Below are 25403 nucleotides of genomic sequence, written 5' to 3' on the forward strand. Positions count from 1 at the left end.
TGATGTCTTAGCTTGCTCCAGAAGTTTCCTTCTGGTTATTTTTAAGAAAAAACAGTTGCATGTTTTTCTCTTGACATACTGGTTGTTTTGTTCAGTTTTCAAAGAGCAAATTAGTTTGCTGCTTTTTCGACAGCAACTCTTTCATTATACCAGTTTGATCAACTCAAGTCAAGAACTTTTTTTACTTAACTTTTTCGCTGTTCAAATTGGCGACTTTATTAATATACCATGCAAAGCATTGAGTGTCAACACTTTTTTTATTCATTTTATGAATTGCATTGGCAGTTGCCTTGTGAAGCAACGTTATTAAATTTACCACGTTTGTAATATGAAATCAAGGGGTTTTGTAAAGAAAATAAGACAAAATATTAATTTGTACTCTTTATTAAATTCTAATATTTAAATAAGCCTATTTTAATTCGTTATCTATTATAAATAATGTACCCAATTCCAACTAAATAAAACGTGAATATCGTTTGAATTATGCTTTGTACAACGTAACCATTAAACGTTAATCTTCTATATATAGGGAGAAAAAACGCAAGCGACCGAATAGAAACGGAGCGAGTCAACGGAGATAAAGGAAGCACGGTGAGCTTGCGAGCCGATGATGATTTATCGTAAGGCGATTCGTAAAGTCACTTCGTTTCTGGGTGCGACAAATTATATACCTTCCTAAATCGAGTAGAGGGAGAAGCTAAGAACTTCTCGCCCCTCTTGCACCACCAGTACATACGGTTCCGTATACGGCGGTTCAATTTATATCTCCGTGTGTACTTTTAGATAACGGTCTAAGACAAAAGGAATACCTCTTTGCCCCACACTCGTTTCTCCTTTCCTTTCACGTGACGAAGAACACTTCTATTTTGACTATCCTCCTGAGATACGCTCATACTTTCATCATTAACACATTCAGAAGTCTATCCTTCGTGCATTTCATGGCGTCACTATAAATGGTTCAGCCCTTCATGATTTTTTTCATCACTACTATGGCGTCGACTGACTTCTCACGATAAACACCTTGCGCTTCTCTAGTGGTTGGTTGATGTGTACCTCCACAGTGGACTTTCACCACCTAGATAGTCGCCATGCCTGGCGCACTTATAAAAAAGCAGAGAAAGGGAATAATCCACTTTCTCTGCTAACCATCTATTTATTCCGCATTTGCGGGAACAATAACACATCCCGAATAGACGGGGAATTCGTTAATAACATTACTAAACGATCAATACCTATACCCAGACCACCCGTTGGTGGCATTCCGTATTCTAACGCTTCTAAGAAATCACTATCCATAAGATGGGCTTCGTCATTTCCTTCTGCACGTTCTTTCACCTGTGCTTCAAAACGTTCACGTTGATCAATTGGGTCATTTAGCTCACTAAATGCATTAGCATGTTCACGGCCAACAATAAACAACTCAAATCGATCGGTAAAACGACCATCCTCTTTATTTTTCTTAGCTAAAGGAGAAATGGCTACAGGGTGACCGTAAATAAACGTAGGCTGTATTAGTCCTTCTTCAACTTTTTGTTCAAAGAATTCATTAACTACATGCCCAAAAGTCATAGTATCCGTTATTTCAACTCCATGCTCCTTCGCTAATGCCCGAGCCTCTTCATCAGTCATATGCTTCCAGAAATCTACACCCGTCTTCTTCTTAACCGCGTCAACCATGTGTAGCCTTGTCCATTCTGGTTCTAGATTAATTTCATAATCTCCATACGCTACCGTTGTAGAACCAAGTACTTCTTTCGCAATATGAGCAACTAAATTTTCAGTAAGGGACATGATATCATGATAATCGGCATATGCTTCATAGAGCTCAATCATTGTAAATTCAGGGTTATGTCTAGTTGAAACACCCTCATTTCGGAAAACACGTCCAATTTCATAGACTTTTTCCAATCCACCCACAATTAGCCTTTTCAAATGAAGCTCAATAGCAATTCGCATATACAAAGGGATGTCTAATGCATTATGATGCGTTTCAAATGGACGAGCAGAAGCACCACCAGGAATACCATGTAACATCGGGGTCTCTACCTCTAAGAAACCTTGTCCATCTAAATATCTGCGCATCGCTTGAATTATTTTACTTCTTAACACAAACGTTTCTTTACTTTCCATATTCGTAATCAAGTCTAAATAACGTTGTCGATAACGCTGTTCAATATCTTTTAAGCCATGGTACTTCTCAGGTAATGGTCGTAATGATTTTGTTAATAGGTGAAACTCAGTTACTTTAACAGACAGCTCACCAACCTTAGTTTTGAACATTATCCCAGTAACCCCGATTATATCTCCCATATCACTTGACTTAAAAATCTCATAAGCTTCTTCGCCTATCTTATCTTTACGAACATATAACTGAATTTGACCACTAATGTCTTGAATGTGAGCAAAGCCTGCTTTTCCTTTTCCGCGTTTGGTCATCATTCTTCCGGCAATGGTCACCTTTTCTTCCTTTTCTTCCAACTCTTCCTTTGAATAACGATCATATAATTCTTTTAATTCGTTTGCTACATGAGTTCGTGTGAATTTCCCACCGAAAGGATCTATTCCTTGGTCTATAAACTGCTCGAGCTTTTCACGCCGAACTCGCATATGTTCATTTAATTCCTCTGTCACCTTTATCACTCCAGTCCTTATCTATTATGTAAGTATAGCTGATTTACATAAATCTTTCATGCCTCAAGCTTTCGCAATTAATGGTAAAAACCTACCAGAGGTTACTGACAGATTTTGAAATCCTTTGAATTTAGGAAACTCTATTTGCTTCCTCTTATTCATTCGATTAGCATATAAAATACTAGTAGATCTGCATGCGTTTCAGCTTTATTAACGTCGCCTTTCCTTACCATTTTCACGTAGACCCGATACTAGGCAGAATGCTTACGAATTACCTCCATAGCTACTTTTAACAATTAGTGCCAATGAGGCGTCCATTTTGGATCGCTCATCCCCCTACCTAATTTCTTCATTTTTTTCGTTTGGTAAGCCATCCAAGAATTTATTATCCTCTTGTGGTACTTCTTGTAATGTCAGCTCCTCCTTCGAAACGGATAATGTCTCAGCAACTTTATCTAGTAATTCCTCTGATAATTCCTTCGAGCCACGTTCTACACCACCAATTGCGGAAAGAGGAACGCCTAATGCTTTTGCAAAATCTATTTGAGTATATCCTTTTAATTTACGAAATGCTTTTATTCGTCTGCCGATTCGTTTTTTGTCCATATAGCTACACCCTTTATGTCATTTCCCGGAAGCTCTTCTATTAAATCAGCAACACGCTTTTCCTTTACTGGTATTACTATATCTGGTGCTATTTCATTTAATGGAATAAGCACGAATGCACGCTCATGCATTCGCGGGTGCGGAATAATTAATCGCTCCGTTTTATTATTTTCTTGATTATACAGCAAAATGTCAAGGTCTATTGTTCGCGGACCAAAACGAATCGTCCGTTCCCTTCCCAATTCACGCTCTAGTTGCTGACAATAATCCAGTAACTCTAATGATGCAAGTGTCGTTTTTATCTCAATTACCATGTTAAGAAAATCGGCTTGATCCGTATACCCTACTGGAACTGTTTGATAAATGGATGATTGATTTATTATTGATATGTCTGGATGCTTACTTAGTTCATATAAACAGCTTTCTAAATATTGAATTCTTGGTTCAATATTGGTTCCTAATGCAAGATATGCCTTATTCATTTCGTCGTTTTCTCCCTATGTATTTCCACCGCAACAGAGTGATAGTGACCCGCTATTGGTGGATCTGGTTTAATAACTTTAATCGTACAAGCTTCCAGTAAATCGAAGGAGGTTAAGAGCTTATTGGCTATGCTTTCGGCAACTGCTTCGATTAGATTCTTGGCTTCGCCTTCGACTACTTCCTTTATATACGCATAGGCTTGTCCATAATGTATGGACTGATACATATTATCACTACTTCCGGCTTTAGATAAGTCTAAAAACAAAGTAGCATCTACGTGAAAACGCTGGCCAAGTTTGTTTTCCTCAGGAAGTAAACCATGGAAACCGTAAAATTGTAAGTTATTTAAATATATTTTATCCATGTGTCAACCTCTTTTCACGCGCAGCATTGCATCCATCATCTGCGCAAGCTCTATATTTGTTTTCACATCATGAACACGCACCATATTGGCACCCTTCATAATTCCTAAGCAAGTAGTTGCACCTGTTCCTACGTCTCTTTCTTCAGGTGGTACGTTTAGGATATTCCCAATAAACCTTTTTCTTGAAGTTGCCAATAGTAGCGGATAGCCTAATTCTTGGAATACCTCCAACTGATTCAGCACGAGCAAATTGTCTTCAGCTGTTTTAGCAAATCCAATACCTGGATCAATGATAATATTATGGTCCAACACGCCAGCTTGTAATGCTATATCTATACTTTCTTGTATATCATTCAACATGTCCTCAATGATATTGTTATAATCTAAATCCGTTCGATTATGCATGAGAATGATAGGTACTTGATACTCACTTGCAACTTGAGCAATCGCCGGTTCTTTTTTTGCACCCCATACATCATTAATAATATCTGCACCAGCTTCAATTGCAGCTTTTGCTGTCTCAGCTTTATATGTATCAATGGATATCGGTATTTTTATTTTCTCTTTCACAGCCTTAATAATGGGAACTACGCGTTTAATTTCCTCCTCTTGAGAAACTGGTTCATGATTTGGCCGAGTAGATTCTCCACCAATATCAATAATATCCGCTCCTTGCTCCTCCATTTTCACAGCGTGTTCTACTGCTTTGTTAATTGTGTTGAAGCTTCCTCCATCAGAAAAGGAATCTGGAGTAACATTTAATATCCCCATTATATGTGTACGTTCATTTAGATCGTAGGTTTTCACTTTTGTAATTAGTTTCATACTGCCCCGTACCTTCTTTCCTGACATTTTCTCCCTTAATCGTATCACAGAACAAGCAAGCAGGCGACCCACTATAAACAAGAACAAAAGCACCCGATTAGAAATGTAGCGACTGGAGCGAGTCAACGAAGATAAAGGAATCACGGTGTGCTTGCGAGCTGATGTTGAATTATCGTAGGTTCATTCATGAACTCGCCTCGTTTCTAGGCGTTGGAGCTGGACGCAGCTCAACACTCTTTTATAATTTCCTAAACAATGAAAAAGCCAGTATCAAATATTAGATACTGGCGAAGGACAATCGCATTAATTATTCTTCTTCAAATTGATAAAGCGGAGTCGATAAATACCTTTCTCCATTATCTGGGAAAATAGCAAGAACCTTTTTCCCTTTCCCTAGTTTCTTCGCCACCTGCTTCGCAGCTGCAACAGCAGCTCCTGCAGAAATGCCACCAAGAATTCCGTTGGTAGTAGCTACTTCTCTAGAAGTTGCAAAGGCTTCTTCATTCTCGATGCGTAAAATTTCATCGTAGATGTCTGTATCTAATATTTTTGGTACGAAACCAGCACCAATTCCTTGAATTTTATGAGGTCCAGGAGTAGCCCCCGATAGCACAGCAGAAGCAGAAGGTTCTACCGCATAAATCTTTATTCCCTCAAAGTTTTCTTTCAAAACTTTTCCAGCTCCTGTTATGGTTCCTCCTGTACCAATCCCTGAGACGAATGCATCTAGGCCATCACCCATTTGCTCTACAATTTCTCTACCTGTCGTCCTTGCATGGACTTCCGGATTTGCTTCATTATTGAATTGCTGTGGCATAAAATAACCATTCTCTTTTTGTAATGCTTCCGCTTTATTAATAGCGCCTTTCATCCCCTCAGCTCCAGGAGTTAACACAAGTTTTGCACCATAGGCGCGTAAAAGATTGCGGCGCTCTTGACTCATCGTGTCAGGCATTACAAGCACAGCCTTATACCCCTTTGCTGCAGCTACCATCGCTAAACCGATACCTGTATTACCGCTAGTCGGTTCAATAATGGTATCTCCTGCTTCCAATTCTCCAGACTTTTCAGCCGCCTCGATCATTGCTAAGGCAATACGATCCTTAACAGAGCTACCTGGGTTCATAAATTCAAGCTTCACATAGATGTCAGCACTGTCAGCGTCTGTCACATTATTTAATTTTACTATTGGTGTTCCACCAATAAGTTCAGCTATATTATTAGCTACCTTCACTACATTCCCTCCTAATTCCTAGTTATTTTGTATGATTAATTATAATGTACGTTTTACCCAGCTAAATGTCAACTAATACGGAATATTTAGGCATTCGTCTACTTATTTTGTCCATCGACTATTGTTACGTGCTATTCTTCTCCATATAACCAATCAATCTCCATCTCTTCCCATAGTGGAGTGGCATCTAACGACTGGTTTTGTTTATGTAATGCTAATTCACTCTTTATATACGGTTTCATCTCTTCATACGTAAATGTAATAGATGGTAGCTTGCGATGAAGATAAAGAATTACCACACCATCATCAGCTACAAATGGTTTACTATAAGAATGCTCTTCTATATTCTCAGCAACTTCTGCATAGCCATTAGGAAAGAATTGACTAGTTGTATAAATAAAGCCAAGATATCCACCTTCTGCTTTAGAGGATTCATCAATTGAATATTCTCGAGCTAATAGCTTGAATGAGGCACCTGATTCCAATTCTTGATAAACTTTATTTGCTGTTTCCATATTATCTACTACGATATGTGAAATTTGCATAGAAGATGTAAAGTTATATTGATCACCATATGTATTATAATGATTCTTTATTTCTTGCTCTGGAATAGGTGTCCCCTCTGTTAAAAGCATTTCCAATTGATACCTGTATGTAATATCTTCTTCCCATTGCTTCTCTAACTTTTCATAAGTTGACGCTGAAGTCACACCCTGCATCGTAGTTAACATAGCTATTTCTCTAGCTATAACCTTATCACTAATTTTTAGTCCTTTGTCCGCTGCTAATTGTTGTACAACTGCTTGATCTATCATTGATCGTAAATGCTTTTTTCCATAGTTGTTTCGAAGCGAGTCACTCCATTGAGCGAAGCTGATGTCATCATTTCCAATGATTGCCACCTCATCATTACTACTCAACTTCCTTCCATCGCCAACATTAACCCCTTCATTACGCCAAATTAATAAAGTAGCAATATTCGTTATTAAAAGTATTATAATGACACCTAGCAATAGATTTTTCGACATGGATACTAGCTCCCCCTGTACGCTGAACAAGGTATTATTCAACACTTGTTAACTTAACGAACTACTTTCTCAGTTTTACAAATCTACAAATGAGCTGTCTCCAACATCAATCAAAAGGATTTTAGCACATTCAATTCGACACAATGAGACAGCCTCTTCAAAATACTACCCTTTTAAAGCTTCTAACTCTTCCTCCGTAAACTGATATGTTTGATTACAGAAATGGCAACTTGCCTCTGCCCCATGATCTTCATCAATCATATTTTGAATTTCTTTATCACCCAACCCTTTTATTGCTCGCTCAAGTCGTTCTTTTGAACATTTGCAGCGAAATTCCATAGGGACGGTTTCATGAATTTTTACTTGATTCTCTCCAAATAACCGATGCAGAATTTGTTCAGGTGTATTTCCTTCACGAATCAATGTAGAAATCGGTGGCAATTCTTGAATTTTCTCCTCTAACTGACTAATCACTTCTTCACTAGCACCAGGCATAACCTGTACTATGAACCCCCCTGCAGCTAGAATACTATGATCTGGATTCACCAATACACCAGCACCAACAGCTGAAGGAACTTGCTCAGAATTAGCAAAATAATACGTAAAATCTTCGCTAATTTCCCCGGAAATAATCGGAACCTCTCCCGTGAAAAAATCTTTTAATCCTAAATCTTTAATCACGCTTATATTACCTTCAGTACCAACAGCTCTTGCCACATCTAATTTTCCATTTGCATTTAATTCAAAATCAACATGTGGATTTACCACATATCCTCGAACCTCACCCTTTGCATTCGCATCTGCAATAATACCTCCTAAGGGGCCATCTCCCATTACCTTTGTCGTAATGGAGTCCTCTCCTTTCAGCATAGCTCCCATCATACCTGCAATCGTTATCGTTCTACCAAGAGCAGCAGATGCTGTTGCCCATGAATCGTGTCTTCTTCTTGCCTCTTCTACCGTATCTGTAGAAGTTGTCGCGTAAGCACGAACCATTCCATTATATGCTGTAGCTTTAATTATAAAGTCCTTCATGTTGTAAAACTCCTTTCTAATTAACCTTATTCTTATAATTGCTTATTTTTATGATAAATGAGATAAAGCCCCTTTAACGTTAGATATGGATCTACATGCTGTATAGTCTGGGATTCATGAGCAATTAACGAAGCCAAGCCGCCAGTAGCAACTACTTTTGCATTCACACCCATTTCCGCTTCAATTCGTCTGACAATGCCATCAACTTGTCCAACATAGCCGTAGAATACACCCGATTGCATTGCCTCAACCGTGGACGAACCAACAACATGATCAGGGGCTTGAATTTCAATTTTCGGTAACTTAGAAGCCTTACTATACAGTGCTTCCATCGATATATTTATACCAGGAGATATGACACCACCATGATATTCTTGTTGATCATTGATATAGCAAAACGTAGTTGCCGTCCCAAAATCAATTATTATTAATGGTGCACCATATGTTTCGATTGCGCCTACTGCATTTACTATACGATCTGCTCCAATTTCTCTAGGGTTAGGATAACGCATCTTTAGAAAGGAATGAACCGACTCCTTCCCAATTATCATAGGCTCCAGATGAAAATAGTCTTTACACATTTTCTCCAAAGCAAACATAATGGGTGGAACAACAGATGAAATGATAATACCCTTCATATCCGAAAGTGTAATTCCTTTATGGTCAAACAACGATTTGACAAGCATGCCGAACTCATCCTCTGTTTTATAACGATCCGTTTTTATCCGCCATTGGTGCTTTAATTGATCTCCTTCAAATACACCTAATACTGTGTTAGTGTTACCCACATCAAGTACAAACAACATGCTTTCCCATACCTTTCTCTACGACAAAATTTACAATTAGTCTGCAACATAATTTCATTTTTTAATATACCATACATAGTTATGAATATATAACAAACAGACTATAAACTTTATGGCAATAAGCTCTTAGGAAGGAATGAGCTTGGAAATATACGAATACTTATAGGAGTATAATTACCGCAACACGCATGAAATATGTTCGCATTCCGTGGAACGGTCTCAGCTACCTTGGCAAAGAAATACACGTGGCCAAGTGAAGCTTTGGAATCATGCTGTTCCCGCAAAATAAGAGAGGATTCGTCTGTTATAAATCGCTCGCAGGAAAAGCGCTCTTCTTTTTCAAGGAGTCTCGCATATTTCAGCTACTAGTTTAATCAAAAAACGAACTATAATTAATTTCAACTAATTATAGTTCGTTTCTATTGTTTATTATTTACTTTTATCTCAAACTCTAGATATTCATTTCTATTTATAGTTATTTGTAATGACGTTATTTTTTGTTATCCGTTTCATCATTTGATGATGGCTTATTATCGGTAGTAATTTCATCTGTTGAAGTAGGCTTGTTATCTGTTGTAATTCCATCTTTGTCTAAGTTCTTGTCTACTTTTGCTTTTGCCTCTTCAAACGTTTCTGGAGTATCTTCTTTATCATTAGATTGGATATTTACTTTAACCGATTCATCATCTTTTTCTGTGTCTTCAATCGGATCAGGTTCAGGTAGTTTTCCATCTTCAAACAGTGATTTTATTTGTTTAGCATCTAGCGTTTCTACTTCAAGCAATGTTTGGGCAATAAGCTCTAGCTTATCCTTATGCTCAGTAAGAATCTTCTTCGCACGATCATAACAATAATTTATAAAGTTCTGCATCTCTTGATCAATTTCATGAGCAATCGCATCACTGTAGTTTTGTTCATTGTTCAGATCACGACCAAGGAATACTTCACCACCACCATTTGTAAACTGCAATGGCCCAATTTTATCACTCATTCCATACTCCGTAATCATTTTACGTGCAATTCCTGTAGCACGTTGAAAGTCATTGTGTGCTCCAGTACTTACCTCTCCGAACATAATTTCTTCCGCAACTCGACCACCTAATAACCCAGTAATTTTATCAAATAATTCCGGTTTGGTCATAAAGTATCGGTCTTCTCTCGGTAACATTACAGCATATCCACCAGCTTGACCACGTGGTACAATGGTAACCTTATGAACCATATCTGCATCATCTAGAACCATACCAATCACCGTGTGTCCACTTTCATGGTGAGCTACAATATTGCGTTCTTTCTTAGAAATAACTCTACTTTTCTTAGCCGGACCAGCAATGACACGATCAATAGCTTCATCAACATCCAGCATATTTATCGTTTTTCGATCCTGTCTAGCAGCTACTAGTGCTGCTTCATTTAGTAAATTCTCTAAGTCTGCACCAGAGAAGCCTGGTGTACGCATAGCTATCGTTTGCAGATCTACATTATCAGCCAATGGTTTATTTCTTGCATGAACCTGTAATACCTCTTCACGTCCTTTAACGTCTGGACGATCAACTGTAATTTGACGGTCAAAACGTCCCGGACGAAGCAGAGCAGGGTCTAGAATATCTGCACGGTTTGTTGCTGCAATGATAATAATTCCTTCATTGACACCAAAACCATCCATTTCAACTAAAAGCTGGTTCAACGTTTGTTCACGTTCATCATGTCCACCGCCAAGTCCAGCTCCACGTTGTCTACCTACTGCATCAATTTCATCTATAAATATAATACAAGGCGCATTCTTTTTCGCATTTTCAAATAAATCACGTACACGGGACGCACCAACACCAACAAACATCTCCACAAAGTCAGAACCACTAATAGAGAAGAATGGTGTACCTGCTTCACCCGCTACAGCACGAGCAAGTAGCGTTTTACCAGTTCCCGGAGGTCCTACTAAAAGTACCCCTTTAGGGATTCTTGCACCAACGGCTGAGAACTTACGTGGATCTTTCAAAAATTCCACTACCTCAACAAGCTCTTGCTTTTCCTCATCTGCTCCTGCTACATCTTTAAAACGGACTTTTTTCTTGTCTTCACTGTACATTTTCGCCTTACTTTTACCAAAGTTCATGACTCGGCCACCGCCGCCGCCACCTTGGGCTTGACTAAGTATAAACAGGAAGAACAGTCCGATGATCAAGAACGGAATCATTGTTGTTAAGAATGTTACCCACGCGCTTGGTTGTTCTTCTTCTTCTACGTTAAGCACACTTTGATCGTTTGCTTGCTCTGTAATTGACGCTATAATGTCCGTATTATCAGGAACTTGAGCAATAAATTTTTTATCCTCATCATTTAAAGTCCCTTCAAAACGAATAATTCCATTTGCTGGTTGCATCGTCATTTCTTGTATTTCGCCATTATTTAAAGCATCCATAAACTGCTTTACATTATATTGTTTTGCTTCTTCATTTTGTCCATTGAATACCCCAATGACTCCTATAATAACGAAGAATATAAGTATCCAAAAGAACACATTCCGAAATATCCGGTTCATTACTTACCTCCTCCCAAGCGGGGAAAAACTATATAACATCGTATCATATAAAAAAGTTGAAATACAACTAATTTCACTTGAAAAATCAGCATTTTATTTCCAAGGTTTATTTCATTCTTCCACTTGATTATTTTTATTATTCGCCACCATAAATCTCTGGTTTCAAAACACCTACATATGGCAAATTTCTATATTTTTCTTGATAATCTAATCCATAGCCAACAACAAATTCATTAGGTACTTCGAACCCAACTATATCCGCTTTAATTGCAGCTGTTCTTCCAGATGGCTTATCTAGTAATGTGACAATTTTAATTGATTTTGCCTTCCTATACTTAAACAGGTCTACCAAGTAGCTTAGAGTTAATCCACTATCAATGATATCTTCTATTATGAGCAAATCGCGACCTTCAACTTTAGTATCTAGATCTTTTACGATTTTCACTTCCCCAGAAGAGCGCATCTCTCCTCCATAGCTAGAAACATCCATGAAGTCCATTTCCAAATGGGTATGCATATGTCGTAGAATATCAGACATGAATGGCATTGCACCCTTTAGAACTCCAATTGCAAGCGGAAATCTCCCATCATATTCCTCGGTTAATTGTTGTCCTAGCTCTTTACACTTGCTTGCGATTTCCTCCTCCGATATTAGTACCTCTTGAATATCATTATGCATATTCTGCTCCTCCTACATGTTGCCTTTTTCATAATTTAATTGTATAAATGCGGCATTATCTGCCTGTTTCTCAAGTAGTCCCTTTTTTAAACCAACCAACCATAGGATTTCTCCATTATTATCTGTGATAATTGGCCAAGTGCCCCGTTCAGATCGAGGTATTTTTGCATCAATAAAAATATCCTTCACCTTTTTACTTCCCTGTAGCCCTTTCCAGCGCATTTTATCTCCGTGCTTTCTGGTACGTATATGTAACGGAAGAGCCGCCTGCCCGCTTTGTAAAATAAAGGTCTGTTCTGACTGCTCTTGATATTCATCCACGTATTCAGTAGTGAATACTGATCCATCAGGTAAAACAGTTTTGCCTGGGATCTTTAATAACATATGATATGAATCTGTATGGAGGTCATCCTGGAAGTGACACTTTAGCTGGTTATATGCCTTCTCTACTTTTAAGCCAGAGGGAAAATCTAGTTGCGCATTACCTGTTTTTCGATGCAATAATGCAAAAAATTGCTCCTCGTGGACATAGGATAAGTCCTTAGGTAAATCAGTATACAGATAGTTTAATATTAGATGAAAGGCCCGTCTTTGTAAAGCAAATGCGTACGTTTTAAACAGCTTAATTTCAAATGAAACCTGGCATCTTTCCTTATCAAACATCACAATTGTATCGACCATTTCTTGTGCTTGTCTATTTAAATACGCTTGATCGGCCTCTAACGTTTCACTAAGATGCTGTATGGTAGTATGTATATTACTATTTTTCTCTTTTATTAATGGAAGTACGTGTTTTCGGAAATAATTCCTTGTATAGGTTGTCTCATGATTCGAAGGGTCAAGCCTCGGTTTAATATGATGCACTTCACAATAATTCCATATTTGTTCTTTCGTTACGCAGAGAAAAGGTCGAACAATAGCACCCGTAGCAAAATCCCGCTTAACAGGAATACCTGCTAATGCTTGTGAATCTGCTGAACGTACCATACGCATGAGCATCGTTTCTGCCTGATCGTCACCATGATGGCCGAGCATTAGCAAATCGGCATTATATAATTCCATTTGCTCTTCAAAGAACTTATATCGTAATTTTCTTGCCGCTAGTTGTGTTCCTAGTTTGTGCTTCTTTTTATAGGACGGTACATCAACAGAGGTTCCTACAAATTCGATATCCCACGTTTTACAAAATCGCTTAACATATCGAAGATCCTCAAGGGATGCTTCCCCTCTCAGTTGGTGATCGACAGTTACGGCGATTATACGTATTTCCCATTCCTGCCTTATCGAATGGAGGTAATGGAGAAGTGCTAACGAATCTGGTCCCCCTGATACACCTACTAGGACTGTTGCCTGCTTTGTTAACAAGTGATGTTTTTTTATAAAATGAGTAATCATCGTTTTCATTATGTCCATCTCCAACACAACATTTCTACTTTTATCCTATCACAACTAGGATCACTGAAAAAGCAAAGAAATTAAATAGTAGGCTCCCGCTAGAATAGAAATACCTCCGGCCTCTAGCAAAAAGGGAGCTTCTTTTTCTTGTTGGATTTGCTTCCTAGTTTTTTGCTTTTTTTTCTGCGTATCATGAATTACCTGTAACATCTCTCTTTTCATTTGTGAACTAGAAGCATATTTACCTGCTAGTGCCTTCTTTAAGACATTCCGATATGGGCGTAGTCCTCTTGCTTCATCCAGCTTGCGAAATAGAAGCTTCTCCGGTTGAGAACCTTTGACAAAACGTTTTGGATAATAGACATGAATGAATGCCATCGTAAAAGCAAATAAATCATAACTTGGTTCTGCTCTTCTTGATCCCATTTCCCAATAACCACGATCATAAAACTCGGTATACTCTTTGATCGCTCTTCCTGTTTGTGTTGTTCCTCCAACATCTACCCAACGCACACGTGGCGGAGAGGAGACGATTAATAGGTTATCTAATTTTAAATCGCCGAAAACCCATCCTTGTTGATGAAGCTGTTCGAGATCCTCCAACAGCTGTACCATGAAAACCCCGGCCCATTCCTTACCATGGCGATGGATATAGGAGGCCATCGATTCACCTTGCAAATATTCCATTACATAGAATGAATATTTAGTACCTATTGGAGCCGTCCAATCGTCTACATCCAATAAAGAAGGTCCAAGACGATTTCCTTGGACCTTACCGAGTGACCGGAGCACATTAACCTCAACCGTCATGGAAGAACGTTTATCACTAATTTTCAATGCAGCTAATTTGCCGTTTGCTTCACACAGGTATACAGAACCAATGGCTCCAGCGCCAAGCTTTCTTTTGATAACATACGTTTGTTTATGCCACTTCCCCTGGATATGCATTCCAGAGTGGATATCACTATTAAGCTTCTTCCATTCCTGGTTCATCTTCATCTCTAAAGCTCCTTAGTAAGCTTTTCTTACCAAACTGATACATTGCTTCTCGAATAGCAGGACCTGTAGGAGTAATGCCACCACTTGTTAGTTTTGGAAAAATGGTAGAGATAGAATCTAAAGCAGGTGACCAATCAAATACCTTTTGTATATCTTTTCGTTTTCCAGGAAAACTAAAAATTGCAAAGCGATTACGACCAATACGTGCGTTTAAACTAATAGATAGATCAATTAATGCTTCTTTAACGGTTGGAAGCTTATCATGCATACTTGCACTCGTATCAACTAATACTAATACTTCCAGATCACACGTCTCCCCCATATCTTCTACTACTTCCATTATTTCTCCGCGCTTTTCCGGCTCAAGATCCTCTAGTGACTGATCCTGTCCTAAAATCTGCTGTAATTCTTTATTTACAAAACCCTGCAGTGTTTGGGTCATCGCTTGTTTAGTCACCGTTTGTACTGTCTGAGATAATGCTTGTTTATAGACAAGCTGGCTAACACCACCACCTGATAATGCAATGTCTTCAACTTCTTTTAAACCTTCGGGTTGTTCGCTCTGTTCATCCTCTAATATTCCAATTACATTTACAGTGATTCCTTGTTGATAAGCCAAAGAAGCTGTAGCCGAAGGATCTTCTCCTTTGTTTGAGCATCCATCTGTAATTAACAAGATTTGCTTCAGTGTACCTTTTCTCAACGTCATCTACCTCCCAACTATTAATACCATCTTCACCACTTTTTATGTGATCTATACATGGTCTAGTTAGGATGGAAGGTAAATACGTACTATATCCTTCACTGAGCTTGATCATGATAAATTGGTACAGAAGTCCATTTAGGTATATTCTTCATTACTTTAGCAACTACCACGGTCATATCATCCTCAATTTCTCCCGACCTAGTGCGAATAACTTCTTCTAAAACTAAATCAGCAATTTCCTGAGGATCGTCGGTCTTCATTTCTCTTATTTTTCGTTTTAACCATACATCCGTATTTTCCACGTGCTTTGGCCCATCAAAAATACCATCACTCATCATAATCAATAAATCTTCCGACATTAACTGTTCACTAACAATATCTACATCAAACTCCTGAATAATCCCCATAGGGAGATTACTAGCTTCCACTTTAATTAATTGATCTCCCCGTTTAATAAAGCTAGGTGTTGAGCCTATTTTTAAAAAGCGAACGAAAGCATTGTGTAAGTCAATTACCGCCAAATCGAGTGTAGCAAACATCTCATCTGTAGATCGTAGCGATAAAATTGAGTTGATCGATTTAATCGCTACTTTTTCTGGTATTCCAGTCTGTAAAATTTGTTGAAGCAACCTTAATGTCTCAACGCTCTCCTCCTGAGCCCTTAAACCATTGCCCATACCATCACTAATAGCCATAGCGTATTTCCCTGCACCAAGCTCTATGGTTGTATAACTATCTCCAGATACAAGCCCTCCACCTTTCGCAGCATTAGCAGCACCTGTCTCAACGACAAATTCTCTTGCTGAACCAAACGCTAAATAACTATACCCATTTGGAAATGGGGCAATTTCTTCCTGTTTCACAACAACAATCTCTTTCAAAATATCAGACAATACAGGTGCAATCAGTTTAGAACCTTCACCATGATATTCATAAAAGGTTAATGTCATTTCAATATCTACGTTTCCTTTATCTAAGCGATAAATTTCTAGCTTTTCCAGTTCAATCCCCATTTGCTTCAACGCATGTACAATCTGCATTTCTTGTTGTTCATGATGCTGCCGTTCCTTTAATATTTCCTTTGCGAAATCCTCCATCACCTCCGAAACTCCTTGCAATTGATCAGCTACAAGTTTTTTACTTTCTAATACTTGTTGTTTTAATTTTTGATTGGCTTCAAAGTAAGACATCTCCTCCTTCATTACATCAACAACTTTTTGAGGCTTCACACAATAATTTTCAAACTCACGTGCTGTTTTCCTGCTTGGTTTTCCGTTTTCCCCCATATCTTCTTTCATTTGTTCCATTAATGTATATGTTTTATCAAATTGTTTTTGCCAACACCTTTCCTTCATAAAGCAATTTTGACAGGTTTTCTCCGTTACTTGACTTAAAAAGTAATCGGTTTCTCTTCTTGACTCTTGATCATCTTCGCTCGGACCATCTGTGATGGTAAAGCTCTTAGACAAAGCTTGAAAAACATCTGAAAATTGTTCAACACGTTTAGCGGTTACATTTCGCACCTTTTGTAAATATTGTTCCTGTTCATTCGTATATTCTTCTGTTCCAGGTATGAACCTTGAAAGTTTTCTAAACCAGCTAGCAGGTGTAAGCAAGAAGATTAAAATAGCAATGGATGACTCGATGATCGATGGGACTAACTGGTTCGCATCGCCGTAGATTCCAATTAAAAACGTTCCAACAAATAGGCCAACAGCAACGCCTGGTTTCCTACCTTCTTTTAATAGTCCTCCTAAGAGACCTGAAAAAGCGAGTAAGCTCATTTGATAAAGGTTTGCTACATTTGCTAGAGACAAGATGAGTCCAGCAACCACGCCGACTGTTGAGCCAATCGCGGCCCCACCGACATATGCTAAAATGAGCACAAAATAGCGAGAGAATATCTGCTCGAAGGAAGCCCCATAAAACTCCCAGCCAATCGTACCAGTAAGTATAGAGGCAATGAGTATGATCATACATACGATCTCTTCATTCTTTAATGCGGGGTTATATCTTTTTGGTGATAATAATGGAATGCTCTGCATAAAAATTAATACTAATACGGTTCCTAATACTCCTTCTACGAAAACCAGCATCCAGTCATAAGCAGATAGCTGTTGACTAATGGAATACTGAAATAACCTTGTTGCTATCGTAGATAAAAATACAAATAACGGGATAAGCATCTGTTGATTCTTCGCCTGCTTAAATAAACCACCCATAAAGACAAAAACCAGTATGGCCAGAGCGATAAAGATACTATGATTTACAGAATAGCTTAAAGCACCCAATAGCACAGCAAGTATGGTTTTTAATGTTTTTTCCTTATGGACAAGCCAAATTGTAGCTAAAAAAGCAACTGCAAAAGGAGAGACAACGGATAGAATCACAGCTCGTCCCAATAAAAAACCGATCATATAAAAAAGCCATCCTCTTTCCAGCAATACCCCTTTCATCTTTGCATATAGCCGGTTTCGGAGCTTGTCCATTTGTTTTGATCTTTCTGCTCCCAATACTTTCGGTTCCATTCTTGAAATTGAATCCATCATAACTACCACTCCCTCTTTGTGCATATCATTAAATCACAATATGCCTTCTATTTTTGTCAAAACAAGAGAGCGTTTCATAAGAATCGTTCGACGACTTTCTATTCTTCAAACAGGTTTCAACACGAACACGCGTGTGGAAGGATTAAAACAGCACAAAAACGAATGCCAGTAGGTATTGAATCGTCCATTACTTTATCCAGCAAGTGAAGGCATTTTCACCTATTGCCTTATGTAAAAAGTTTTGGCGAATTCTGAACCTTTCTAACTAAACATCCTCTATTTATCGAAAAATAAAGCAGTTTTCGAGTTTTATTACATAGTTGGTGATCGTTACGATATAGATTACGTAGGAAAATCGTGGTCAGACTGGAATTTAATTAAAGCATTGAGAAATGAATGGCCTATTATTTCTGGGTGGACCATAATACGCTTTAGCACCTAGAATACAATATGCTTGTAAACGATGGAATATAGAGAGTTATTGCATTTCATACAGTTAGACTCTATTTTCATTTAACCGAACTGCAACTTGAAATAAAGTCTAACTGAATTTACTTGATAGATTAACGCACTTAATAATTATAGAAAAACGATATTGCTTTAGTTACATATTACTTAATGAACCAAATAAAATCATTATAGCTAGAATAAAAACTACCGATATAGAGCTGATAAATAAACGTCTTTCCCTTACGATCTTGAATACACCTTTATAAAAAGAATCTATCATTAAAATTAAAACAAAGACAACAGGATAAGCCATTATAAATGTTAATCCCTTATTCATCGTTGGACTGAAATCTAAATTATTTACACTCAACACAGCTACTAGGATAAAAACAAATAAAATAAGGGTTCCTATCATTAAAGTATGGAAGGGGTTGTTCCATATTCCTTTTTCAAATAGGGAAGGATACTTTTTAATAATTAAGCTTAAAATGACATATATTGTCATTGTTACAATCAAAGTTGCTATAACAAAAAACAAACTATTTATATAGTTATTTTCTACATCTAGCTTATAATCAATAGTTAGAAATAAGATAGGAAGAAAAGCAAGTACAATTAAAATTATTAGTCTATTCCTTATTTCTTTCTTCAACGTAGTGTTACCTCATTTCTCCGTTCAGTTTAATAATGGAAAAAGGCTGGGGCAAAACACAACTTCTTTACTCAAAACACGAATAATCATGTTATCAATAGGAGTATCATCGCCGCACCGTGAAGATATACGCTCTTTCCGTGGGCACGGCCTAAGCTAACTTGGTAAAGAAAAACACGTTACCAAGTGGATCTTCGGACTCGTGTTGTTCCCGCCGGAGTCTCGCTTATTTCAGGTGCTAAATGAATGATTCTAACCAAAAAACGAAAAGATAATTGACTTCGACTAAACATTGTTCGTTTTTTATTGTTTCTTCATTAGTTTTGTCTCAGCCTCATCCTTTCCTATATCGTACAATGCTTTTTCATTTTATCATAACGGAGATAGTTATTTGTAAAAAAACAAGCTTATTAAATATTAAAGTACCGTATTCTTTACTATTTGTATTCTCTATTGTGTAAGTCGATTTGGGCAGGGCTCTTAATTAAATTACTTATATTGCCTGTGATTCTTTCAATTTTCTTATAAGAAAGCTATTGACAGAGTCTTAAACCTGCTGTATTATATTTTCTGTTGGCTTATTTGGCGGTGTAGCTCAGCTGGCGAGAGCGTACGGTTCATACCCGTGAGGTCGGGGGTTCGATCCCCTCCGCCGCCATTATTTAGTAAAACCTGTTGCATAAGCAAAGCAGCAGGTTTTTTTGTTATATCGGTCTACCTTATAAAATCAGAACAAAAGCGTAAGCGTCCGATTAGAAACGTAGCGACTGGAGCGAGTCAACAAAGATAAAGGAATCACGGTGAGCTTGCGAGCCGATGACGACTTAGATTAGGGCAATTCGTGAAGTCGCCCTCGTTTCTGGGCGCTGGAGCTGCTGCAACTCAACACGCCCATATGGATCCACATGGGCAAATTTTATATTTTCCGGTATTTTCCTAAACAATTAAAAAGAGAGGTTGGAACATAAAAGTTCCAACCTCTCTTTTTGTCGTATTTATATATAGAGCATTATTGTATAGACAGCAACTGCTATCCTCTCTTAGCACCTCGACCCCCGCGTTTGGATTCCGTGTGCTTCTTCAAAGAGGCAAGACGGTCCTCAGAATCCTTAAGGAAGCGATTCATTTTTGACTCAAAAGACTCCGTCCGTTCACGGTTATCTCGCTGACGTTTTGGTTTATCTATTGCTTTTTTTATAGACAAGCCAATCTTCCCGTCCTTCTCGACATTAATAACTTTCACCTTCACTTCATCTCCAACAGAAAGGTGATCGTTAATGTCTTTCACATAGTTGTCAGCAACCTCACTAATGTGAACAAGCCCAGTAGTACCTTGTTCAAGCTCTACAAAGGCCCCGAAATTAGTGATACCAGTTACCTTTCCTTGCAGCTTGCTGCCTACTTCAATTGACATAAAAAAAATGCTCCTCCTTAGAATTTTTAAGAAACTAATATATGATCACAATGATGCACCATTAGCTTACTACTATATTATAGCCAAGCAGACAAAAGTGTGTCAATATGATGGCTTCTCATCGGGAAGTTTGAAAATTAATTCGCCCTCTTTAGAGAAGAAATAATTTGTTCTAGCGATTTGCAATACATAATCCTCATCATTTAAAAGCTCTACTTCCTCTTGCAAATTGGCTTCTTGCTTTTCTAAGCTTGTCAATTCCTTTTGTAAGGCTTGATATTCTTCCGTCTTTTCTGCATGAAGTACACGTTGTTTAAAATGGTACGTCGCCATGGTCCCTATTGCTATTACTGCAATCAGAGAAAATAACACAAGCCGGCGAATTAGCCGCTTCTTCTTCCGTCTCTGCCTTTCTATGTAAGCATCATATTGCTGCATATAATTAGAATCTAATCTCGTTACTGTTTGTTTGTCTGAAGCCAAAGCTCGTTACCTCCTCTTAAACCTAACATACTTCACTACTTTTATACATATATTCTTCATTTTACTATAAAATCCTGCTATTTTAAAAAGAAATAATTGAACTTTTTTAGGCAATAGTCCGTATATAGCTTGAATTATCCACTTAATTGGCGTAATGATTACAGTTAAAATAAAAAGAAGAATCGTACCAACAACTTTACATAGCCAAACAATAAAGGTATATATAAGTTTCACGATCCACGTAATTGGAGATATGATAAGAGCTTGTACTATATTTTCAAAAAATCGATAAACTGCCGCAATAATACGAATGATCTGCTCCAGTACTTTTCTATATACGTTTGCAGCAGCAACCTGATAAAAGGCAAACCCCAATAAACAAGCAGCAAATATATAGAACCTTAGTTCACCACCATTTACCCGGAATAAAACATAAAATAATAGCATTGTCTGCATTAACCAAAAGCAAATTTCCATAACATAAGTCATGATTTTTCTATTTTTCCAATATGGTGTAAATCGACGAAATGTATCCTGAATTAAACCAAGATAAAATCCGCCTGTAATCATAGTAATCATTGTGAGGAATTGCGTACTTAAGCTCATTTAAATAACTTGCTAAAGAACCCTTTAGCTTTCTCCTGCTGCTCATCTACATAGGAAAGCTCATATATTTTTCCTTTTATGGTTACTAACCCTTCATTTACATCAAGGTTTTTTAGATGTAAATTTTGCCCGCGGACAATCAGATAACCCATAACTGTCTCCAATAGAAACTCCTCGTTATCAAAGCTATCTACTTCTTTGACACCTGTTATTTCTAAATTTTTTCGATTATTAACTTTTACAGAATGATCCGTTTGCACACGTGTTATATTTTCCTTATTCTCATAATAATTCATCGTAATAGCCCTCCTTATCATTATTACTTTATGAAAGGAGGGACAAGTATAGAACTGTGTAACCTAATTATTTAATTTCTCTTCTTTTAAAACGGTATACAATGTTTCTGCTTCTTCTTTTCTAACAGTTTCTTTCAAATTATTGATCTTAATCGTTACAAGTTTCTGACCAAATTTAATGGTAAGCTCATCTCCAGCTGTGACTGTTGATGATGCCTTTGCTTGGTTTCCGTTAATCGTAATTCTTCCTTGGTCCGCTACTTCTTTAGCTAATGTTCGCCGTTTGATTAATCGAGAAACCTTTAAGAATTTATCTAATCTCATTGAATTTTACTCCCCTTCTTTCGCCTTGTCCCATAATGCATCCATTTCTTCTAAAGTTGCATGCTGAATATCGATTTGTCTTTTCTCTAATTGTTGCTCAATATAGGAAAAGCGAGATTGAAATTTTGCATTTGTACGATTTAGCGCTACCTCTGGATTAATTTTATAGTACCTAGATAGGTTCGCAAGTACAAATAGAATATCTCCAAACTCTTTTTCCATTTCTACATTTTCATTCTTTTGCACCGCTTCTTTAAATTCGTTTAACTCCTCATCAAGTTTAGCCCAAATATCTACCGAGTTTTCCCAATCAAACCCTACCTTCGCGGCTTTCTTTTGGAGTTGATAAGCCTTCGCCAGTGACGGAAGTTGTTTTGCTACACCATCCAATATAGATTTACGCACATTCCCTTTCTCTTCCTGCTTCAGCTCGTCCCAATTTTTGTACACTTCATCTACTGTATCTACCGTAGCATCCTTAAACACATGAGGATGTCGATGTATCATTTTATTCGTAATCGATCGAATAACGTCATCTACTGTAAAATAGCCATCATCTTCACCAATTTGACTATGGAGCATGACTTGGAGTAACACATCTCCAAGCTCCTCAACAATTCCTTCATCATCCGCTTGATCAATAGCATCCAGTAGCTCATAGACCTCTTCAATAGCATACTCACGTAATGTTTCATGTGTCTGTTCTTTATCCCACGGACAACCTTCCGGGCTACGCAATATTCGAATAACCTTACGTAGTTGTTCAAAGCTATGATGAAGAACATTATCCGGTGCTGGCGGAATATAAATACTTGTTAAATTACTTATATCCATTGCATGATCCAGTTCCTCTAAAGAAATAGTTTTTTTGGCTTCATCTTTACTGCCGGCAGCTTCAACAATTGTAATAGGATAATCAGCTGGTAAGTCTTCTAGTAATGTTAGTTTAACATCGGAAGCAATAAAACGATCATACACCTGACAGAAAATAAGGTGATTTCGATAATTCAATTGATCTCGTTCAAATGATGTACCATCTATGAACTGAAAACCTTCAATTGGATCGATTTGCAGTGCAGTAAATAGATCATCCAAATAGCTATGTCCGCCCACAATTTCAACCTCTACTTCCTGTTGTTGGAGTAATAATTGAACCGTCTTTTCTGCAAGCATTGGATGTCCAGGAACTGTATAGATAACATTCTGCTTCGCTGCTTTCTGTAAAAGAAGGCTTACAATACTTGAATAAACATTATCAAATTGACTTTCCGCTTCATAAATACTATCAAAAGAAAGAAAACGTACGCCTTCTTCTTGCAAAGCTTTGACAGCTGGATGGTCTAAAGTCCGTGTATAGACCGCTTCTTTCGCATGTGATAGCTTTTTATATATACCAAATGAAAGCTGCTCCAGATCGCCCGCTCCCAATCCTATAATTTCAATTTTATTCATATTATTTCCTCCTGCTTTGTAGTTTCATCAAGAACGTACGAAACGGTAGCATTCGTAGTTCCTGCTCAGAAAATGCTCGTAACTTTATTAAACAATAGCCATATAGAGCTGCCCCCATAATTGAGATAAAAACGACATATACCAACAAGCCGATACGAGATATATTTAGCCAAGGCAGGATAATAAAATGACCACATAAGACAAACAATGCCATCGCACAAATAGCTACAAATAGCGGACGCCACTGAAGAGATTTCAAAAGGTTTAAATGGGGGAGCTTCCTTCTTAGCTCTCGTAATACAATCGTACATAACACAAGTAAGGAGATAATCGTTGCCACCGCACTACCTGTTATTCCCAGCCAAGGGATCAGCACTTGATTAGCTATCCATTTGACAAAAAAAGCTATAAGAATAAACCCAGCAATGCGCTTTATAAAGCCAAGACCTTGCAAAACCGCTGCCGCTGTTATAGAAATTGAGCTTAGTAATATGGAAATCATTAATAGCTGCAAATTTCCTGTACTCTGGTTATCCTGAAAAAGTAGCCGATTTACTTCAGGAAAAATAGTGATCAACCCAATCGTTGCTCCAACAGCTAGATAGATACTAAATAATAAAGCACCACGTATATAACTATAAAAGGTAATTGGATCATGTTTTAGCTTTTTCTTTGATATAGTAGGAATTAAAGCTAACGCAAAGGATGAACCAAGTATAGTTCCAAGCTGGATTAATGGTTGTCCACGGTCAAAGATACCCTTCGCCTCCATTGCTGCTTCTTTCGATAAACCAGCCTTTAGTAGACTTGGAATAACTGTGAATGTATCGGCAAATTGAATAACTAATAAGACCATATGATTTAACGCTGCTGCAACACCTAATATAAGAATGGTCCGCACGTAATAATTCCAAGGGATGTTAAATTCCTGATTTGTATAGGGCTTTTTCCTCCAAAAGAATACACTAAGGACAATAATCGCAGTCCCTGCACCTAATATGGATGCAAATACAGCGGCTTTCCCAATGTGATAAAGCGGATAATCATTCATACTAATTAATATCGCCGTAGCAATAATAATTGCTACACGTATCAGTTGTTCAGCAACCTGTGAATAAGCTGTTGGTTTCATTACATATGTACCCTGAAACACACCTCGAAGCAATGCCGAAAAGGGAACGAATAAGCAAGTAAACGCAGCTAATTGATAGATCGAGGTAAGTTTTTCATCACCTATCCACTCCGAAATATAGGATGCATTAAAAAACAAAAATAAAAACAATGAACCACTTATAAGTAATAAAATGAAACCAATTGGAAGATAGAAGCTTTTAAGCGAAAGACCTTTACCTTGTGCTTTTAATTCTACTGCCATTTTAGAAATAGCTGATGGGAACCCATAAAATGATAATACAAAAATAATACCTAATATCGGATATACTTGCTGGTATACATAAAAACCGATATCCCCTGTAAGATTTTGCAAAGGAATTCGATAACCAGCGCTCAATAATTTACTAATTAATCCAGCCAATGTAAGCAGGAAAGCTCCCTTTACTAGCTGGTTTGTTTCATTTCCATTCATGATTTACTTCCTTTAATCCTACACTTTATACATCATTATAGCATAGTTCAATACCAAACATTTGCATTCTAAATATGCTACTATATAACTATAAGAAAAACTGAGCAAAATTCGCTCAGTCCTTATCACTACATGCTCAGATTTACGCTTCCTCTAGTAGCTATTATGGAATAATAGCTACTGCTTGCTTGACCAACACTCCGGCTGCCCACTTCCCTTTCCGTGGGGTTTGTCCTTCAGCTAACTTTTTTAGCAAAAC

Annotated in this window: 23 protein-coding genes and 1 tRNA gene; 1 reads left to right on the forward strand and 23 read right to left on the reverse strand. The window is 37.7% G+C overall.

Annotated features, from left to right (window positions below):
• Window positions 1-1149: 1149 nt before the first annotated feature.
• The 16 genes from lysS to RVS70_RS18285 all read right to left on the reverse strand — a co-directional run bounded on the left by lysS (window position 1150) and on the right by RVS70_RS18285 (window position 18984).
• The gene (lysS, locus tag RVS70_RS18210) at window positions 1150-2631 is read right to left on the reverse strand and encodes a lysine--tRNA ligase (protein WP_121604284.1); all 1482 of its coding nucleotides are present in this window, start codon (window positions 2629-2631) and stop codon (window positions 1150-1152) included.
• 336 nt (window positions 2632-2967) lie between these two features.
• Window positions 2968-3237: a helix-turn-helix domain-containing protein gene (locus tag RVS70_RS18215; RefSeq protein ID WP_051388261.1), complete on the reverse strand. Its 270-nt coding sequence runs from the start codon at window positions 3235-3237 to the stop codon at window positions 2968-2970.
• On the reverse strand, window positions 3207-3719 hold the full coding sequence (folK, locus tag RVS70_RS18220) for a 2-amino-4-hydroxy-6-hydroxymethyldihydropteridine diphosphokinase (RefSeq protein ID WP_026680203.1): 513 nt from the start codon (window positions 3717-3719) through the stop codon (window positions 3207-3209). The genes RVS70_RS18215 and folK overlap by 31 nt, the downstream gene beginning before the upstream one ends.
• Complete coding sequence (gene folB / locus RVS70_RS18225; RefSeq protein ID WP_026680202.1) at window positions 3716-4084, reverse strand: dihydroneopterin aldolase; 369 nt, start codon at window positions 4082-4084, stop codon at window positions 3716-3718. Before folB ends, folK begins: the two co-directional genes overlap by 4 nt.
• A 3-nt stretch (window positions 4085-4087) precedes the next feature.
• Window positions 4088-4909 (reverse strand): dihydropteroate synthase, encoded by an 822-nt coding sequence (folP, locus tag RVS70_RS18230; RefSeq protein ID WP_026680201.1) that lies wholly within the window; start codon window positions 4907-4909, stop codon window positions 4088-4090.
• 307 nt (window positions 4910-5216) lie between these two features.
• Window positions 5217-6143, reverse strand: coding sequence for a cysteine synthase A (gene cysK / locus RVS70_RS18235; RefSeq protein WP_121604283.1), 927 nt, complete (start codon window positions 6141-6143; stop codon window positions 5217-5219).
• Window positions 6144-6274: 131 nt separating this feature from the next.
• On the reverse strand, window positions 6275-7171 hold the full coding sequence (locus tag RVS70_RS18240) for a peptidylprolyl isomerase (RefSeq protein WP_321134321.1): 897 nt from the start codon (window positions 7169-7171) through the stop codon (window positions 6275-6277).
• A 165-nt stretch (window positions 7172-7336) separates the two neighbouring features.
• Entirely contained in the window at window positions 7337-8206 is an 870-nt protein-coding gene (gene hslO / locus RVS70_RS18245; protein ID WP_026680198.1) for an Hsp33 family molecular chaperone HslO, read from the reverse strand.
• A 32-nt stretch (window positions 8207-8238) separates the two neighbouring features.
• Window positions 8239-9012, reverse strand: a complete 774-nt coding sequence (locus RVS70_RS18250) for a type III pantothenate kinase (protein WP_121604282.1) — start codon at window positions 9010-9012, stop codon at window positions 8239-8241.
• Window positions 9013-9502: 490 nt separating this feature from the next.
• A complete protein-coding gene (ftsH, locus tag RVS70_RS18255; protein WP_026680196.1) occupies window positions 9503-11554 on the reverse strand; it encodes an ATP-dependent zinc metalloprotease FtsH in 2052 nt (683 codons plus the stop codon).
• A gap of 136 nt (window positions 11555-11690) precedes the next feature.
• Complete coding sequence (hpt, locus tag RVS70_RS18260) at window positions 11691-12233, reverse strand: hypoxanthine phosphoribosyltransferase (protein WP_321134324.1); 543 nt, start codon at window positions 12231-12233, stop codon at window positions 11691-11693.
• A 12-nt stretch (window positions 12234-12245) separates the two neighbouring features.
• On the reverse strand, window positions 12246-13637 hold the full coding sequence (tilS, locus tag RVS70_RS18265; RefSeq protein WP_121604281.1) for a tRNA lysidine(34) synthetase TilS: 1392 nt from the start codon (window positions 13635-13637) through the stop codon (window positions 12246-12248).
• A 51-nt stretch (window positions 13638-13688) separates the two neighbouring features.
• Window positions 13689-14627 carry a protein kinase domain-containing protein gene (locus RVS70_RS18270; protein ID WP_205389403.1) on the reverse strand — a complete coding sequence of 313 codons (939 nt, stop codon included), beginning with the start codon at window positions 14625-14627 and terminating at the stop codon, window positions 13689-13691.
• Window positions 14596-15330, reverse strand: a complete 735-nt coding sequence (locus RVS70_RS18275; protein WP_026680192.1) for a VWA domain-containing protein — start codon at window positions 15328-15330, stop codon at window positions 14596-14598. The genes RVS70_RS18270 and RVS70_RS18275 overlap by 32 nt, the downstream gene beginning before the upstream one ends.
• A gap of 98 nt (window positions 15331-15428) precedes the next feature.
• Window positions 15429-17882, reverse strand: a complete 2454-nt coding sequence (gene spoIIE, locus RVS70_RS18280) for a stage II sporulation protein E (RefSeq protein WP_205389402.1) — start codon at window positions 17880-17882, stop codon at window positions 15429-15431.
• 604 nt (window positions 17883-18486) lie between these two features.
• Window positions 18487-18984, reverse strand: coding sequence for a hypothetical protein (locus RVS70_RS18285; RefSeq protein ID WP_205389401.1), 498 nt, complete (start codon window positions 18982-18984; stop codon window positions 18487-18489).
• A gap of 584 nt (window positions 18985-19568) precedes the next feature.
• Between RVS70_RS18285 and RVS70_RS18290 the strand changes: the two genes are divergently transcribed.
• Window positions 19569-19642, forward strand: a tRNA-Met gene (locus RVS70_RS18290).
• Window positions 19643-20014: 372 nt separating this feature from the next.
• Here RVS70_RS18290 and RVS70_RS18295 read toward each other — a convergent pair.
• The 7 genes from RVS70_RS18295 to RVS70_RS18325 form a co-directional block, all read right to left on the reverse strand.
• Window positions 20015-20398 (reverse strand): S1 domain-containing RNA-binding protein, encoded by a 384-nt coding sequence (locus tag RVS70_RS18295; protein WP_026680189.1) that lies wholly within the window; start codon window positions 20396-20398, stop codon window positions 20015-20017.
• Window positions 20399-20500: 102 nt separating this feature from the next.
• The gene (locus RVS70_RS18300; protein WP_371414008.1) at window positions 20501-20836 is read right to left on the reverse strand and encodes an FtsB family cell division protein; all 336 of its coding nucleotides are present in this window, start codon (window positions 20834-20836) and stop codon (window positions 20501-20503) included.
• Between the two features lie 51 nt (window positions 20837-20887).
• Window positions 20888-21487: a spore cortex biosynthesis protein YabQ gene (yabQ, locus tag RVS70_RS18305; protein ID WP_205389400.1), complete on the reverse strand. Its 600-nt coding sequence runs from the start codon at window positions 21485-21487 to the stop codon at window positions 20888-20890.
• Window positions 21484-21783 carry a sporulation protein YabP gene (gene yabP, locus RVS70_RS18310; RefSeq protein WP_026680186.1) on the reverse strand — a complete coding sequence of 100 codons (300 nt, stop codon included), beginning with the start codon at window positions 21781-21783 and terminating at the stop codon, window positions 21484-21486. The genes yabQ and yabP overlap by 4 nt, the downstream gene beginning before the upstream one ends.
• 63 nt (window positions 21784-21846) lie before the next feature.
• Window positions 21847-22107 carry an RNA-binding S4 domain-containing protein gene (locus tag RVS70_RS18315; RefSeq protein ID WP_026680185.1) on the reverse strand — a complete coding sequence of 87 codons (261 nt, stop codon included), beginning with the start codon at window positions 22105-22107 and terminating at the stop codon, window positions 21847-21849.
• A 6-nt stretch (window positions 22108-22113) separates the two neighbouring features.
• Window positions 22114-23559 carry a nucleoside triphosphate pyrophosphohydrolase gene (gene mazG, locus RVS70_RS18320; protein WP_121604279.1) on the reverse strand — a complete coding sequence of 482 codons (1446 nt, stop codon included), beginning with the start codon at window positions 23557-23559 and terminating at the stop codon, window positions 22114-22116.
• Between the two features lies 1 nt (window position 23560).
• On the reverse strand, window positions 23561-25144 hold the full coding sequence (locus tag RVS70_RS18325) for an oligosaccharide flippase family protein (protein ID WP_205389399.1): 1584 nt from the start codon (window positions 25142-25144) through the stop codon (window positions 23561-23563).
• Window positions 25145-25403 lie beyond the last annotated feature (259 nt).

The sequence above is a fragment of the Virgibacillus sp. M23 genome, from assembly GCF_034190895.1.
GTDB lineage: Bacteria > Bacillota > Bacilli > Bacillales > Amphibacillaceae > Virgibacillus > Virgibacillus salarius.

Bases quoted from the DNA above. Each gene is read 5' to 3' on its own strand.
- RVS70_RS18215 (WP_051388261.1), bottom strand. From the start codon at position 3,237: ATGGACAAAAAACGAATCGGCAGACGAATAAAAGCATTTCGTAAATTA.
- folK (WP_026680203.1), bottom strand. From the start codon at position 3,719: ATGAATAAGGCATATCTTGCATTAGGAACCAATATTGAACCAAGAATT.
- folB (WP_026680202.1), bottom strand. From the start codon at position 4,084: ATGGATAAAATATATTTAAATAACTTACAATTTTACGGTTTCCATGGT.
- folP (WP_026680201.1), bottom strand. From the start codon at position 4,909: ATGAAACTAATTACAAAAGTGAAAACCTACGATCTAAATGAACGTACA.
- RVS70_RS18240 (WP_321134321.1), bottom strand. From the start codon at position 7,171: ATGTCGAAAAATCTATTGCTAGGTGTCATTATAATACTTTTAATAACG.
- hslO (WP_026680198.1), bottom strand. From the start codon at position 8,206: ATGAAGGACTTTATAATTAAAGCTACAGCATATAATGGAATGGTTCGT.
- RVS70_RS18250 (WP_121604282.1), bottom strand. From the start codon at position 9,012: ATGTTGTTTGTACTTGATGTGGGTAACACTAACACAGTATTAGGTGTA.
- ftsH (WP_026680196.1), bottom strand. From the start codon at position 11,554: ATGAACCGGATATTTCGGAATGTGTTCTTTTGGATACTTATATTCTTC.
- hpt (WP_321134324.1), bottom strand. From the start codon at position 12,233: ATGCATAATGATATTCAAGAGGTACTAATATCGGAGGAGGAAATCGCA.
- tilS (WP_121604281.1), bottom strand. From the start codon at position 13,637: ATGAAAACGATGATTACTCATTTTATAAAAAAACATCACTTGTTAACA.
- RVS70_RS18270 (WP_205389403.1), bottom strand. From the start codon at position 14,627: ATGAAGATGAACCAGGAATGGAAGAAGCTTAATAGTGATATCCACTCT.
- spoIIE (WP_205389402.1), bottom strand. From the start codon at position 17,882: ATGATGGATTCAATTTCAAGAATGGAACCGAAAGTATTGGGAGCAGAA.
- RVS70_RS18295 (WP_026680189.1), bottom strand. From the start codon at position 20,398: ATGTCAATTGAAGTAGGCAGCAAGCTGCAAGGAAAGGTAACTGGTATC.
- RVS70_RS18300 (WP_371414008.1), bottom strand. From the start codon at position 20,836: ATGCAGCAATATGATGCTTACATAGAAAGGCAGAGACGGAAGAAGAAG.
- yabQ (WP_205389400.1), bottom strand. From the start codon at position 21,487: ATGAGCTTAAGTACGCAATTCCTCACAATGATTACTATGATTACAGGC.
- yabP (WP_026680186.1), bottom strand. From the start codon at position 21,783: ATGAATTATTATGAGAATAAGGAAAATATAACACGTGTGCAAACGGAT.
- RVS70_RS18315 (WP_026680185.1), bottom strand. From the start codon at position 22,107: ATGAGATTAGATAAATTCTTAAAGGTTTCTCGATTAATCAAACGGCGA.
- mazG (WP_121604279.1), bottom strand. From the start codon at position 23,559: ATGAATAAAATTGAAATTATAGGATTGGGAGCGGGCGATCTGGAGCAG.
- RVS70_RS18325 (WP_205389399.1), bottom strand. From the start codon at position 25,144: ATGAATGGAAATGAAACAAACCAGCTAGTAAAGGGAGCTTTCCTGCTT.